Annotated in this window: 10 protein-coding genes; 6 read left to right on the top strand and 4 right to left on the bottom strand. The window is 51.3% G+C overall.

Annotation, left to right across the window (positions count from 1 at the left end; genetic code table 11):
• Window positions 1-30: 30 nt before the first annotated feature.
• Together GGC63_RS13935 and GGC63_RS13930 are read right to left on the bottom strand one after the other, a co-directional pair.
• On the bottom strand, window positions 31-879 hold the full coding sequence (locus tag GGC63_RS13935) for a sugar phosphate isomerase/epimerase family protein (protein ID WP_192702832.1): 849 nt from the start codon (window positions 877-879) through the stop codon (window positions 31-33).
• A 26-nt stretch (window positions 880-905) separates the two neighbouring features.
• The gene (locus tag GGC63_RS13930) at window positions 906-1,979 is read right to left on the bottom strand and encodes a Gfo/Idh/MocA family protein (protein ID WP_225948182.1); all 1,074 of its coding nucleotides are present in this window, start codon (window positions 1,977-1,979) and stop codon (window positions 906-908) included.
• 177 nt (window positions 1,980-2,156) lie between these two features.
• Here GGC63_RS13930 and GGC63_RS13925 point away from each other — a divergent pair, with 177 nt between their 5' ends.
• A complete protein-coding gene (locus GGC63_RS13925) occupies window positions 2,157-3,044 on the top strand; it encodes an AraC family transcriptional regulator (RefSeq protein ID WP_192702831.1) in 888 nt (295 codons plus the stop codon).
• A 160-nt stretch (window positions 3,045-3,204) separates the two neighbouring features.
• Here GGC63_RS13925 and GGC63_RS13920 read toward each other — a convergent pair whose 3' ends face one another.
• Window positions 3,205-4,788 carry a sulfatase-like hydrolase/transferase gene (locus GGC63_RS13920; protein WP_225948181.1) on the bottom strand — a complete coding sequence of 528 codons (1,584 nt, stop codon included), beginning with the start codon at window positions 4,786-4,788 and terminating at the stop codon, window positions 3,205-3,207.
• A gap of 348 nt (window positions 4,789-5,136) precedes the next feature.
• On the opposite strand from GGC63_RS13920, the gene GGC63_RS13915 reads away from it, so the two are divergent.
• The 3 genes from GGC63_RS13915 to GGC63_RS13905 all read left to right on the top strand — a co-directional run bounded on the left by GGC63_RS13915 (window position 5,137) and on the right by GGC63_RS13905 (window position 10,103).
• Complete coding sequence (locus tag GGC63_RS13915) at window positions 5,137-6,903, top strand: ABC transporter ATP-binding protein (protein ID WP_192702830.1); 1,767 nt, start codon at window positions 5,137-5,139, stop codon at window positions 6,901-6,903.
• Complete coding sequence (locus tag GGC63_RS13910) at window positions 6,900-8,684, top strand: ABC transporter ATP-binding protein (RefSeq protein ID WP_192702829.1); 1,785 nt, start codon at window positions 6,900-6,902, stop codon at window positions 8,682-8,684. Before GGC63_RS13915 ends, GGC63_RS13910 begins: the two co-directional genes overlap by 4 nt.
• A gap of 354 nt (window positions 8,685-9,038) precedes the next feature.
• Window positions 9,039-10,103, top strand: a complete 1,065-nt coding sequence (locus tag GGC63_RS13905) for a Gfo/Idh/MocA family protein (protein WP_192702828.1) — start codon at window positions 9,039-9,041, stop codon at window positions 10,101-10,103.
• Window positions 10,104-10,106: 3 nt separating this feature from the next.
• Here GGC63_RS13905 and GGC63_RS13900 read toward each other — a convergent pair whose 3' ends face one another.
• Complete coding sequence (locus GGC63_RS13900) at window positions 10,107-10,631, bottom strand: hypothetical protein (protein ID WP_192702827.1); 525 nt, start codon at window positions 10,629-10,631, stop codon at window positions 10,107-10,109.
• A 329-nt stretch (window positions 10,632-10,960) separates the two neighbouring features.
• On the opposite strand from GGC63_RS13900, the gene GGC63_RS13895 reads away from it, so the two are divergent.
• Together GGC63_RS13895 and GGC63_RS13890 are read left to right on the top strand one after the other, a co-directional pair.
• Complete coding sequence (locus GGC63_RS13895; protein ID WP_192702826.1) at window positions 10,961-12,970, top strand: heparinase II/III family protein; 2,010 nt, start codon at window positions 10,961-10,963, stop codon at window positions 12,968-12,970.
• 283 nt (window positions 12,971-13,253) lie between these two features.
• Window positions 13,254-14,153, top strand: coding sequence for a pectinesterase family protein (locus tag GGC63_RS13890; RefSeq protein WP_192702825.1), 900 nt, complete (start codon window positions 13,254-13,256; stop codon window positions 14,151-14,153).
• Window positions 14,154-14,347: the final 194 nt, after the last annotated feature.

Raw genomic sequence — 14,347 nt, 5'->3', positions numbered from 1 at the left:
AGCGCCTCCACCTGGTGGGGCTGTTTGGGTCTATTCAAGTCCTGCCGCACGGTATACTTGACGAAATGCTTCCTGTGATCTCTGCAGGAGCTGCTCACTGGATTGCTTCAAGGGCTCCGGAGTCAAAATTTCCTGGGCGATGACTCCGCGGTATCCGATCCGATGCAGAGCCCGTAAAAACCCGGATAGATCGATGACTCCTTCGCCGGGAAACAGCCTGTCGTTGTCCAGAACCTCCGAGACGGGAAGGTTCGGCGCGTCATTGATGTGAACGAGCACAATGTTCGAAGCATCCAGCTGAAGGATAGCGTCCGCATCAAGCTCGTTCGTGTACCAGTGATAGCTGTCGAACAGCAAGCCGACATTGCGTTCTCCTATCGTCTCGATCCAATCCAAGGTATCCTGCAGACCCCAAATAAAAGGGTTTTTCCAGCGAGTTCTTAGATGGTGGGGACCGACAAATTCCAATCCGAGACGAATGCCGTAGGGGGCTAGCATCTGTGCACAAACTCTTAAACGCCGTGTCGCTGCTGCCATGAAAGGAGCGGAGGCATGATCCGTCGATGGAAGGATGTAAGTGCAGCAGGCGGTGCATCCCAGAGCAGAAGCTGCTTCCGCATACCGGACGAGCGAGGGCAGTCCTGACATAAATTCTTGCTCTGTTGTTCTCCATTGAACGGGCAGCCCGATCGTTGCTATCTGAATTTTGGCCTCTTTGAGAATGGCCCGAACGCCGCCCAATCCTTTCTCTTGTATCCATCTTTCCAATTCCGCTCCGTCGGCGGCTATGGCTTCGAAGCCGTATGCCGCCGCCTCATGAACAAATTCCTCAATCGAGCCTACGTCGCCAATCCCAGCTCGTGTCAAGCCTTTCAACATAGTGCAGCCTCCTCTAAGAATGATTGCTATAGCGTCCAATCCAAAACAACCTCGTGACCGGTTCTGGAGGATTCATAGATGGCATCGAGAATCAGGTTGTTGGTAAACCCAGTCATGACCGAAGTATCAGGCTGCTTACCCTCACGGATGCATTCGATAAAATGCCGGCTTAAGCGAATCCGTCCGCCTTCATCGTTCGAAGGAGGGGTTAGACTGACTTCCACGGCGCGGTCAAACGACTCGGTCAAGAGCTTCCCTTGGTTGCCGCGAATGGAAGCGCCGCCTTCGGAGCCCATCAGGTGAATAAAATGCTGGCTGTCCGTGTCCATATGAACAGCCCAGCTGACCTCCAAGGACAGGGTGCTGCCGTCCTCCATCTTGATTAGTGCGGCCGCCAGGTCCTCTACATCGAACCTGCCGCTCCAGTCGGGAGTTCCCCAAGTCCCGATACCGCGCTTTTTCGGCCCGAATTCCGCATAAGTGGATCCGTAGACGGAAACAGGCTTCGGATTGCCCATCAAGAAAAAGGCCAGATCCAGCATATGAACTCCGATATCGATCAGCGGACCGCCTCCGGATTCCTCGCTCCGGGTAAACCATGTTCCCCAGCCCGGTATGCCTTTGCGGCGAAGCCACCCTGCCTTGGCGTGATAGATTCGTCCGAAGGCGCCTTTATCAGCCTGCTGCTTTAGCTGCAGAGGCAGCCATTCCCAGCGCATCTGATGCGGGATCATGAGCACCTTGCCGCTCTCGCGCTGGGCATTGACGATGTCGCGGGCCGAAGGGACGTCGATAGCCATGGGCTTCTCCAACAGCACATGCTTGCCTGCTTTAAGAGCCTGAATTGCCAGCGGAGCATGCCATTTGTTGGGGACTCCTATGACAACAGCATCGATATCGGGGTCGGACAGCAGCTCCTCCGCGGTTTCGCAGCAGCGGGGGATGCTGTATTCCGCAGCCCTCTGCTGTGCCAGCGGGTAGTAGGAATCGGTGACCGCAGTAACGATTGCATCCTGCGGGAGCTGTTGAAACGTTTGAATATGGACCCGGCCTATGTTGCCGGCTCCCAGGATGCCAATGCGAATAGGTTGTGATTTCAATGGAGACCCTCCTAATAATTTTCGAAGAAAAACGGTTTCGAAGAAGTGCATCAATTTTTGGACAAACCGCATGTTGTCAGAAAACGATTTCTTTCTTATAGTAAGATGGAACGCAATAAAAAGCGTCCCAATTTTTACGGGAGATATCCCAATATTTCAGCAGGGGTGAATTTGGATATGGCTGTCATTCCGCGGTATGTAACCCATTATCCGAATATGGATTCGTCCTTTCCTTTCCATATAAAGATTCATAGGCTGGAAAACGGCTTCGAATCGCATCGGCATGATTTTATGGAATTTTCATACGTCATTGAGGGGTATGGGTCGGAGATTATTAACGGCGTGGAGCATCGGATGATGCCGGGGACCTTCACTCTCGTTATGCCTTACCAGTATCACGAGATCATCTCCGAGCCGAGTCAGCCGCTTATTTTATATAACTGTAATTTCGGGCTGCATCTGTATGCGCAAGGGGAACAGATTCCGGGGATCGACTGGCTCCAAGCGGAGGAGTCGCTGCCGCCTTTTGCCCAAATCGAGGAATCCGAGCATGCTTATTTTGTGTCGGCCTTGGAAGAAATGCGCAGGGAGTATATGGGGGAGAATTTGTGGAAGCATGCGCTTCTCAAAGCCAAGCTTACGGAAGTGTTGGTCCGCTTTGACCGGTTTCGAAGAAGCGCCGAATCGCCGGGAGCGGTGGGCGGTACCCTGTGCGAGAAGGATAAGGTACAGCCTAAGGGGAGCATTTGGCAGGTGCTGCATTATATCCATACCCATTATCAGGATGATCTGACCTTATCGGGCATTGCGGATAGTTTCGGATTTAGTGTGCCGTATTTGAGCGAGCTGTTTAAAAAAGCTGTTGGGCAAAATTTCCTCGCCTTCGTACATGAGGTCCGGATTAGACAGGCGTGCGCCCTGCTGGTCTCTACTGAAATGAACGTATCCGACATTGCGCTCGAAACCGGGTACGGCTCCTACAATACATTTTCGCGGATATTTAGGGAAACGAAAGGCATGACGCCGGCAGCATACCGGAAGCTGAAAGCCATGCAGCCCCAATGACATGAACTGACTTCGGGGCCAAAGATTTCATGCTGAGGCGGAGTTGCAAGCCATTGATGAGATGAAGCGGAAAGAGGGCGGCAAGCCGAGTCCCTCATCTGTATTCTTTGGTGCCCAGTAAGCCATACATAGGGAAGCCCCGAGAGACTGGAAGTGTCGCTCAGGGCTTTTTACTAACGATGGGAAGGGGATAAGGTTGTGATTGACCTAACACGGTTTCTTTCTCATCGACGACCCTCACTTGCAGCTCGACAGCCGATGAGTTCTCCACGAGCTCTTTAGGAATGGCGGCTGTGATGACTTCTTCGGAAATCCATGTGGTAGGAAGCGCGGTACCGTTAGCATAAATAGTAGAAGCGATTCCGAAGCGTCCCCCCTTGACGGTAACGGTCGCAGATTTCTTCAGGTCGTTGACAATGCCGTCGCCCAGTGTTATTTTGTCCGGTGTCACCGAAGTAATAACAGGGTCGCCGTACCCAACAATGTAGGTGGAAGCGGGTGCACCGGACTGTTCCTCTCCGAGATCGCCAAACAGGATTTGATCCTGCCTGGCCTTGTATTCGGCCAAATCCTCTTCGTTGATATTCATTTCCTTATAATAGGCCTTCGGCGGAATAATAGGGATTTGCTTCGATAACCGGGATAAATACTCGGTATATCCGCTTCCTTGCAGCTTGGCCTGCTGCAGCACATAAGGACTTAGGAACGAAGGGCTGAAATGCAGCGTATCTTTGGCATCCGGTTTATAATTGTTCCAGACGACCACGGGGACGCTGTACATTTTCTCCAGAAAGTTCGGGTCGTTCTCGCCTTCGATGTAACCGCTCTCTCGATAAACGAAATAGTTGTCTTCGAGGAAGGGCAGATGATCGCCGAAAAAGACGATAATCGTAGGCTCCTTTACTTTGCTGTAATGATCCACGAGCTCATGAAGCATGTTATCGGCACCGCTGGCCCCTTGTGCATACGTTTCCAAAATGCTCAATGCTTCACCTGACATTGTTCCTCTGGTGTCCTTGATTTCAATCGTATTACGTTTGAACTTGTTGGACCAGTAATGATAATGATTTTCCATTGTATTGGCAAAGATAAAGTCCGGTCCTTCACTTCGCTCGCTTTCCTCAATAATTCGTTTGGCTACGGCATGGTCGCCGATATAAGGCCCGACATATTCGTTAGGGTTGAAATATTCAAAGCTGATGAAGCGGGAGAATCCGAGATGCCTGTACACGTTGCGGCTGTCAAAATACCAATTGTAAAAAGGGCTGATAGCGGTAGCCGTATAGCCTTGTCTGGCCATAATCGTTGCCAGGGAATCGACGTCCCTTTTAATAAACTCCTCATAAGCGATGGAGCCTTCAGGCAAAAAACGCATCGAGTTGCCTGTCAGCACCTCCAGCTCTACATTGGCCGTGCCGCCTCCGAATTGCGGGGACAGCATCCAGCCGCTCGTATATTTCTCTTTCAGAGCGTGATAGGTCGGGATAGGGTCCTTGCTGAAGGTTAAGCCCTCGATCAAGGTCGGATCCCAGAAGGCTTCGCTTAGAACGACGATCACGTTGGGACTTCGTTCCAGCTCCTCCTTACTCCAGTCCACTGTCGATATATCCAGCTGAAGCGGTTTTCTGGGTGCGGGAGCCTCTTCCGTGGAGGAAGTGCGGAGTAGTGCGAGTAACCCTGCTGCAAGGACGAATGCGGCAAGGCGCATCCAAGCAGGGAAGTGGCGAAATGGTTGTAACGACATGGGCACGGCTCCTATTCAACTTAACTGCTCCTATTATAGCATGGGGTTCAGGAGGGTAAAACCATTTTTAGAAAGCGGTACCAAAACATTTTGTCATTCCGTGGGCAGATTTCTTGATTTTATTTGAAAAATCCGTTGACGTTCCGCACTCGATCTACTAAAGTTACATCCATACGCTTTTTTTCCAATTTGTGATAGGCTAGATCGCATCTCAACAACACCGACATGCGTGTTCGACAGGTGAACCAATCCACTTTTACGCGGGTGCGAATTTGAAATACAGATGGCCGGTTTTAGGAACGATTCCGACTGACTGTTAAGGTAGTCGCAATTCTAGGAGGCATAGGGATGAAACAAAAAATAACCAAACAAAAAATACCTATTAAGGAGTATGCTCTTTTATTATCGAGCTATTTGCGCGAGCAGCGCGGGAGTATCGTATGGCTGTCCGTGCTGCTGATCGGCAGTATTATCATGCAGCTGGTGAACCCGCAAATTATCCGTTATTTTATCGATACGGCCAAAACGCAGGAAAGCACTGCCACGCTTTTATATGCTGCAGGGCTCTTTATCGGGGTTTCGCTGCTGCAGCAGGTCATTACCGTCATAGCAACGTATATCGGCGAAAATATCGGCTGGATTGCGACCAACAAGCTTCGCGGAGATGTTGCCGAGCACTGCATGAAGCTGGATATGTCGTTTCATAAGTCGCATACTTCAGGAGCCATCATTGAGAGGGTGGACGGAGATATCAACAATCTGGCTAACTTCTTTTCCAATTTTGTCGTGACGCTGCTGAGCAATCTGCTGCTTGTCGTCGGCATGCTGGTGCTGTTGTTCCGGGAGGGCTGGGTTATCGGCACGGGAATGACGCTGTTTGTCATCCTGGCTATTTACGCCATTCAATACATACGAAAGTTCGCTGTACCGCATTGGGGAGCCTTGCGTCAAATGAGCTCCCGCTTTTACGGCTTTCTTGGGGAGCATTTGGAGGGGACGGAAGATACGAGAGCGAACGGAGCTACGGGGTATGTCATGTATCGGTTTCATACACTCATTCGTGAGTGGCTTCCGATTCGGATTCGGGCTTTCCTGGGCTGGGCCAGTATGTGGATAACGACGCTGGTTATCTTCACGATCGGCAATGCGATTGCCTTCGCTCTTAGCGCTTATTTTTGGAAGCAGGGAGCCATCACGCTTGGAACAGTATATATGATCTTCTATTATACGGAATTGATGAGCAAGCCGATCGAGAAGATCAGAACCCAAATGGAGGATTTGCAAAAAGCCGACGCAAGCATTATTCGCATACGCGAGCTGTTGGCTACCGTACCCGCCATTCGGGACGGAATCGGTCTGCCTCTGCCGTCAGGTCCGTTGTCCGTGAAGTTTGACCGCGTCGTATTCGGTTATGAAGACCATACGACGACACTTCATCATATCGACTTTCAGCTGGGGCGAGGTAAAGTGCTCGGGGTGCTCGGCCGCACAGGAAGCGGCAAAACGACGCTGGCAAGACTGCTGCTGCGCTTTTACGACGTTCGTGAAGGGGGAATTTCTCTCGAACAAGTGGACATCCGGGACGCCACTCTGCGCGATCTTCGGAGCAAGGTCGGCATGGTTACGCAGAACATTGAAATATTTCAGGGGACGGTTCGCGATAATCTTACCTTCTTTCGTGAGGACATAGAGGATCGGCGTATTATCGAGGTGCTGGAGGAACTGGGCTTGAAGGAATGGTTTGCTTCGCTGCCATCCGGCCTTGACAGTCAGCTGGAATCAGGAGGAGGCGGATTGTCTGCGGGAGAGGCGCAGCTTCTCTCCTTTGCCCGGGTATTTCTGACCGATCCGGGGCTTATTATTCTAGACGAAGCCTCGTCCCGGCTGGATCCGGCAACAGAGCAAAAAATCGAGCAGGCGATCAGCCGGCTGCTGGTCCACCGGACTTGCATTATCATCGCTCATCGGTTGGCGACGATCCAAAGGGCAGATCAAATCCTCATTCTTGAGCAAGGAAGGGTAATAGAGTTCGGGGACAGAGTACGTCTTGCGGCTGACCATCGTTCCCGATACAGTCAAATGCTGCAGGTCGGAATGGAGGAGATGCTGGCATGACCACATTTACTTTCCTATGGCGGTTGATGAAGTACCGCCCGTTCTTATACACGATTAACGCTGTAGCCTGGTCTTTGATCTATTTGGCTCCCATCGTTCCAGGCTGGATTACGAAGCAGTTCTTCGATACGTTATCAGGGGGAGCAGTATACGGCTTCAGCATTGGAACGTTGATTGTCCTGCTGATTGCTTCTGCAGTCGGTAAAGGGGTTCTGATCCTCTTCGGCTTTATTACGGACGTACAGTTCAGGTTCCGCATCGGCGCCCTGCTGCGCCGAAATATGTTGAAGCGTATTCTGATGGAGCCCGGGGCCAAAGCGATTCCATGCTCACCGGGAGAAGCCATCAGCAGCTTCCGGGATGATGTGGATCAAATAGAGGAGACCATTAGCTGGTCGGTCGATGCTTTCGGAATGACCTGCTTTGCGGTCGTTTCCTTCTATATCTTGTATGGAATTAATCCGGGGATGACCTTATGGGTGTTTCTCCCTTTGGTTATCGTGGTTACCATCGCTCAGCTCTCGACTACCCTGCTGCAAAAGTACAGGGCCGCGAGCCGCGAAGCGACAAGCCAGGTTACAGGTGCCATCAGCGAAATGTTCAGCACTGTCCAATCCATTCAAGTTGCAGGTGCGGAGGAGAGGGTGATTCAGCGGTTCCGCCAGCTGAACGATCACCGGCGGCAAGCTATGCTGAAGGATAAGCTGCTGAACCAGGTGCTGGACTCCGTATTCTCCAATACGGTCAATATCGGAACGGGCTTCATTCTGCTATTGGCCGCTCAATCGATGCGTGAGGGGAGCTTTACGGTCGGGGATTTTGCCTTGTTCGTCTATTACTTGACGTTCGTCACCCAGTTTATTCAAAATTTCGGGAAGTTCCTGACCTATTTCAAACAAAGTACGGTAGCGAAGCAGCGGTTGGAGCATCTGCTTCAAAGCTCCGATATTAGTGCTGCAGTGGAGCATCATCCGCTCTATCTGCGATCCGAGCTGAAGGAGCCTGCTGGGGAGCAGCAGGCCTTGTCTGGTGAAGACGGGCTTGCGGAGCTGGAGGTTCGGGGACTGACCTACCGGTACCCGGAAACCGGCAGAGGTATCGAGGATATCTCGTTCCGAATCCCCCGTGGTTCGTTCACCGTTATTACCGGCAGAATCGGTTCGGGTAAGACCACCTTGGTCCGAACGCTGCTTGGGCTGCTGCCTAAGGAGGAGGGGACGGTGAGGTGGAATCAGAAGCCTGTCGATCATTTGGGGGAATTTTTCGTACCGCCGCACAGCGCGTATACGCCTCAGGTTCCGCGGTTATACAGCGACACGCTGAGAAATAATATTTTGCTTGGAACAAAGCGGAACGAACGGCAGCTGCAGGAGGCGATCCATTCTGCCGTTCTCGACCCTGATATCGAGCACCTTCAGCATGGGCTGGAGACGGTCATAGGGCCTCGTGGAGTTAAGCTGTCGGGCGGGCAGGCTCAGCGGACGGCGGCGGCCAGGATGTTCGTTCGTGACGCGGAGCTGCTCGTGTTCGACGATTTGTCGAGTGCCCTGGACGTCGAGACGGAGCGGAAGCTCTGGGAGCGTATTTACGAGCAGCGACAAGGGCAAGCTACTTGCCTTGTCATCTCCCATCGCAAGACGGCATTGTCGCATGCCGATCATATCATAGTTCTCAAGGAGGGCCGCATCGAGGCGGAAGGATCGCTTGAGGAGCTGCTTCAGACGAGCGAGGAGCTTCGTCACTTGTGGAACCGGGAGGAAGGCAAGGAAAGCGCCGGCTGATGACGATTGCTGTTGTACAATGCTTTTTATGATGAATGAAGACCGCCTTGTGGCTGCACCGATTTATCGGCAGCAAGGGCGGTCTTTTTTTGAGCGTTCCGAGGTGGAACAGAATGTACCCCGAATGGTTCAAATGGGTGGAAAAGCGATAGCGGCCGCTTGTTGAAACCCACGGAAGGCTGAGCAATCCTTCGGAAGTTCCGACATTATTCCATGTATTCAAAACCTGAAGACATGGATTCGAGCTTGGGAGCCCCAGATAATAGAGGGAAGCAGTCAAGTCCGGCGAGCAGATGTAGGGGCCGGGGATAACTTGATGTGCCGATCTATTAATACTAAAGAGGGATGAGAAGGATGAGCTTGCCAATTAGAACGATGATAGTCGGAACCGGAGGCTGGGGCAAAACCTGGTGTACACAAACGCTCCCCAAGGCCATTCAGGAAGGTCTGGTTGAGGTTGTGGCTGCAGTCGATGTGAATCCGGATAGCTTAAAGACGGCCGGGCAGCAGCTTGGGTTAAACGAAAGCCAGTGCTTTACGGATGTGAAGCTAGCCTTGGAAGAGACGCAGCCGCAAATCTGCATCATAGCTTCCCCGCCGCATACCCACGAACAGATAGCGATATCGGCCATGGAAGCGGGTTGTGACGTATTGAGCGAGAAGCCGATATCGGATACGTTAGATTCTTGCATGCGAATGGTGGAAGCCGCCCGCAGGCTGAATCGAAAAATGGGAGTAACCATGACCCATCGATTCCGCCAGCCGATCTGGACGTTTCGCGAGCTGGTTCGTTCCGGAGACTATGGTGCACTGGACTACATCGTCATGAATTTTAACTGGCACAGGAGGGACGGCCTGAAAGAGAGACAAGCCAAGATGCAGGATACGATGCTCATCGAGGGTGCAATTCACCAATTGGACTTGCTGGAAAACTTGGCTGGAGCTCATTGTGAAAGCGTTTATATGGATTCTTGGACACCCCGATGGGGGAACTATACGGGAAGCGCTCAGGCCTTGCTGACGATGCGATTTGAAAACTCCGTCCGTGCCTCCTATGAAACGGCCTGGTGCAATGCTTCACCACAGAACAGCTGGGAAAAGGAGTACATTCGCGCTGAATTCGAAAAGGCTACCATCGTGCTGAATCGAGGGCAAATCGAAATATTCAGGGAAGAGGACAATCGTCTGAAGGCTAACCCTTTGGGAACGGCGGCAGAGTTGAAGATGAACCCCAAGTGGGGGAACGATTATTTGCTGGATGCCTTCCTTCACTGGGTTCGAGGCGGACAAAAAATGGAGACCGATATCGAATCGAATCTCCACTCTATGATATTGTTGTTCGCGTCTATTGAAAGCAGTAAACAGGGGGTTCCCGTACAGATCAAAAGGTTTGCCCGGGATCAAGATATTGTATGCTGATATCTAGGAGATGTCTTTCATCAGCCATCTCATCTTGGATTCGGTTTCCGATTCCGGAAGCGGGGTATACACGCAGCAGCGCAAATCAGCATGGGCGTATACTTGAAAAGAAGTGATCTCAAATCTCATATTGCCGGCTTCCGGATGGTTCAGCTCTCGTACGGTAACAGGAGCAGTTGTAGGTAAATCGCCATGCTGCCAAAGCTGGCTGAATTGTGGACTGACACGTCCGCATAGCTCGGTAAAGTCGGCATACCATGGATCACCTGAATATTGCCCATAATAATTGCGGAAGATGGTCAGGAAGTCCTTGGCGAAATCCTCCCAATTTACGACAAGCTCGCGCATCTCCTGCCTCATGAATGAAAGCCAGACAATGTTTCTTTCTTCGCTGCCGATCGGACCTATACTGCTAGTCACTGCGCTGGCCGCTTTGTTCCAGCCGATAATGTTGCATCGCCGGTCAGCAATGAAGGCGGGGCAAGGGCACAAGTAGTCTAGAATGCGCTGTAACGTGGGGCTCATCATAGGCTGGTCTCCGGTAAAATCGGGATATGGAAACGGATCATCCGGTAATCTATGTAAGGGTTGTTCTACTAGTTGATAATCTTCTATTAATGTCACTTTCGTCACTCCGTAATAAGACGTACAAGTGATTATAAAATATACGAATGTAAAAAACAATATGTTGAATTCGACGAATTTTTTTGTAAATTTTAACTCCCGGTTACGGCATTCGATAGGATGCGTAAAATAACGACATTTTTGCCCAACAGACCGTAACTTTCCCGCACTGAATTTTGGTAACCTGAACAGGAAGCAATCTTAGGCATAACGATGGGACAGGGGGAATTTGTATGTGGAGCAAGGGTTATTTTGAACAGATACGAGAGAAATGTAAGCGTTATCCAGAGGTTCAGCGCATTTATGAGCAGTTTCGCCGCCAGCCGGAGGAGATGCTGGCTCAACCCTTCGACATTCCGCTGCTTGGTGGCGGCTGGAGCCATGACTATAACTGTCCTGCCGACGGAGACCGATTGATTCTGATCGACCGGCATCACCATCGCTGCCCGACCTGCGGAAGCGTATGGAGCGGTTCGCCCTGGGACGAGGTAGCTACGGCGAACGAGCATTGGAATTACAGCAAGACATGCCGCAATGCGGCTGTATTGTTCGGAATAGATGGAGATATTCGCTGGGCCGATTGGGCTAAGCGGGTGCTGCTGTTTTATGCTGACAATTATCAGCAATATCCGCTGCATGACCGGCATGGCGGGGCCAGCCATACATCCGGCAAGGTGATGTGCCAGACCTTATCTGAGGCGAGCTGGCTTTGTCTGCTTGCGCAGGGCTTTCACATATTGAAGCTGCAGGATGTGTTCACCTTGGACGAAATCAACCATATCACCCGCGGCCTGCTGCTTCCTGCCTTGGATGTCATTGCGAATAACCCGGCAGGCATATCGAACTGGCAGACCTATCATAATGCGTCCAAGGCTTTGGTCGCTGCAGCCTTAAATCGTCGTGAGATGATGCAGCAGGTTCTCGATGATCCGTCCAACGGATTTTATTTTCAAATGGCTAACAGCCTGGGAGAAGACGGCTTTTGGTATGAAGGCGCTTGGGGATATCATTTCTATACCTTAGAGGCCCAGACCTTGATCGTCCTTGCGGCGGAAAGCTTTGATTTGCATCTCTATCAGGATCCGCGCTTTCAGTCCATGTATCGCGCTCCGTTGGAATGTATGTTTCCTGACGGGACGCTGCCCCCGATTCATGACTCGGCAGAGGTTAATATAAGGAAGTATGCGCATCTATTCGAGTTCGCGGCGCGTTATATCGGCATAGGCCATGAGGTTGTTCGAAGAAGCGGGGACAGAGATTCACTCTACAGCCTTCTCTTTGGTTTTGAGGAGGAAACGCCATCCCAACCTGTCAGTGGCCATAGTAGCACTACGATACATCACGACGGATTCGTGCATCTTAAGAAAGCGGGGATGCTATTTCTTAAACAGCAGGGGGACTCCCTGAAAAAAGGACGCCTCGCAATGATTGATTATGGAGAGCATGGCGGCTGGCATGGTCATCAGGACAAGCTGAATTTGCTTTACTTTGCAGGCGGACATCCGTGGTTGACCGATGCTGGCATGCTGCCGTACGGCAACCCGATCCACTTCGATTATTTCAAACAGACGGCAGCCCACAATACCGTTGTCGTCGGCGGCCGGTCCCAGGCAGAGGCGGAAGGCTGCATACGGGCGATGAGAACCCATGACGATGGAGTCATGGAGGCAGTTATGGAAGTTAGCGGCGCCTATCCCGATACCGTTTTGAAACGTAAAATCATGATGAAGGATGATATTCTGCTGGATGTTTTCCGGGTTCAGTGCAAGGAAGAGAAGGATATCGATTGGATTATTCATACCCAAGGGTTGCCTGTCATAGACCAGGATGCCCTAATGGACCTGCGCTGGAAAGAGACTGCCGGAGATGTCCTTGGTTCGGAGGACGGATATCAATATTTTAGCAATCCTAGAACTGGATGTTGGGATGAAAGCCAATGGACGATGAAGTGGAAGTGGAATAATGAGTCTCCGGATGAACGATTGTCCCTGATAGCGCTGGGTGCGCAGCAAGGGGAGGAGCTGTATTTGGCGGAATCCATCGCGATGCCGTCCGTCGGCAGGAGAAGCACTTTGATACGGAGAAGGAAGCTCGTGAAGGATACCGTATTCGTAGCTGTATTTCATGCCTCTGGAGATGGCGGAGAGCCATCGGCATTTGCTGAATATGATGAGGGTTCGGATCAAGTTGTTGTCCATATGCCCGGCAGGCTCCCGGTGACACTTTCAACCCGAATCGATTGAGAGAATAACAAATGGTAAGGCTGAGCCGGCAGGTCGCTTTAGGGCGAATTGTCGGCTTATTTAAGTGAACCGGAAATACCGGCACGAATGACAAAAAAACTGAAATTGCTTCCAAATGAAGCATAAATCAGTAAAGAAACGCGGGACTGCTTATGGTAACATGGATGCGTTGTGAAGCGTTGAATGCGTCGGGGCCGGACCGGGGAGAACAAGGTTCAGCGATTGATGTAGTGCAATTAGCGCAAGGGATCTTAAACCTATTATACAAGGGAGCATGCGGGCAATGAAATGGATAGTAGATCAGCAAGGCGGCGGTGATTTCCGTACTGTACAGGCGGCTGTGGATGCTTCCCCGGATGGAAGCGACCAAACAATCACCATTTACATAAAAAACGGAGTGTATGAGGAGAAGCTTATCGTCCCGAAGGAAAAACGCAATTTGCATTTGATCGGGGAATCACGCGAAGGCGTTATTTTGACTTATTCCGATAATGCCAAAACGTTAGGTGAGGATGGAGAGCCGCTCGGAACGTTCCGAAGCTCCAGCACATATTTTCATGGAGACGATTTCACGGCGGAGCAGTTAACGATCCGCAATGCGTCGGGCCAGGGAACAGGGCAGGCGGTTGCGGTGTTTGTAACCGGTGATCGGGCTGTGTTTCGCCATGTCACGATGCTCGGCTTTCAGGATACGCTATACACCGGGGAAAGCAGGCAGTATTATGACGAATGCCGTATTGAAGGGGACGTTGACTTTATTTTCGGTCCGGCCTGTGCGGCGTTCCAACGATGCGAGATCCATAGCAAGCGAAAAGGCAGCTATTTGACAGCGGCGTCTACTCCGGAGCAGCAGCTGTACGGGTATGTATTTTTGGATTGCAAGGTAACCGCGGATGAAGGGATGACGGATGTATACCTAGGCAGGCCTTGGAGACCCTTTGCCCATGTGGCCTGGATCCGAACGGAGATGGATGCGTCGGTCAAACCGGAAGGCTGGCACAACTGGAACGACCCTGAGCGGGAAGCAACAAGCCAGTATTATGAATATGCGAGCCGCGGGGACGGGGCGAATCCGGAGGCGAGAGTGCCCTGGTCAAGACAGCTGACTCCTGAAGAGGCGGCAGTTTATACGGTAAGTAATATTTTGGGCGGAGCAGACGGTTGGAACCCGGAACGCAGGTAAGTATCCGCTATACTGCTAGTCATAAGAATTCATAACAAATTCAATACTAGAACAAAAAAACTGAATATTTCTAAAATCCATGCATGTCACAACGAGTTGTGGTTGCATGGTTTTTTTGATTTGTTGCAGAGGGCGGGAATGCGTAAGACAAAAACCTGTGATATCGGCTGAGTTGGAGAGGACTGCTAGTGCAA

This window comes from Paenibacillus sp. OAS669 (genome assembly GCF_014873645.1).
Taxonomy (GTDB): Bacteria; Bacillota; Bacilli; order Paenibacillales; family NBRC-103111; genus Paenibacillus_S; species Paenibacillus_S vulneris.
The sequence above is the reverse complement of the archived record's forward strand: the minus strand, read 5'-3'. Positions and strand labels throughout refer to the sequence as shown.

Excerpts from the sequence above, each read along its gene's own strand:
- GGC63_RS13890 (WP_192702825.1), top strand. The coding sequence starts at position 13,254 with ATGAAATGGATAGTAGATCAGCAAGGCGGCGGTGATTTCCGTACTGTA.
- GGC63_RS13920 (WP_225948181.1), bottom strand. The coding sequence starts at position 4,788 with ATGTCGTTACAACCATTTCGCCACTTCCCTGCTTGGATGCGCCTTGCC.
- GGC63_RS13915 (WP_192702830.1), top strand. The coding sequence starts at position 5,137 with ATGAAACAAAAAATAACCAAACAAAAAATACCTATTAAGGAGTATGCT.
- GGC63_RS13935 (WP_192702832.1), bottom strand. The coding sequence starts at position 879 with ATGTTGAAAGGCTTGACACGAGCTGGGATTGGCGACGTAGGCTCGATT.
- GGC63_RS13910 (WP_192702829.1), top strand. The coding sequence starts at position 6,900 with ATGACCACATTTACTTTCCTATGGCGGTTGATGAAGTACCGCCCGTTC.
- GGC63_RS13925 (WP_192702831.1), top strand. The coding sequence starts at position 2,157 with ATGGCTGTCATTCCGCGGTATGTAACCCATTATCCGAATATGGATTCG.
- GGC63_RS13905 (WP_192702828.1), top strand. The coding sequence starts at position 9,039 with ATGAGCTTGCCAATTAGAACGATGATAGTCGGAACCGGAGGCTGGGGC.
- GGC63_RS13895 (WP_192702826.1), top strand. The coding sequence starts at position 10,961 with ATGTGGAGCAAGGGTTATTTTGAACAGATACGAGAGAAATGTAAGCGT.
- GGC63_RS13900 (WP_192702827.1), bottom strand. The coding sequence starts at position 10,631 with ATGATGAGCCCCACGTTACAGCGCATTCTAGACTACTTGTGCCCTTGC.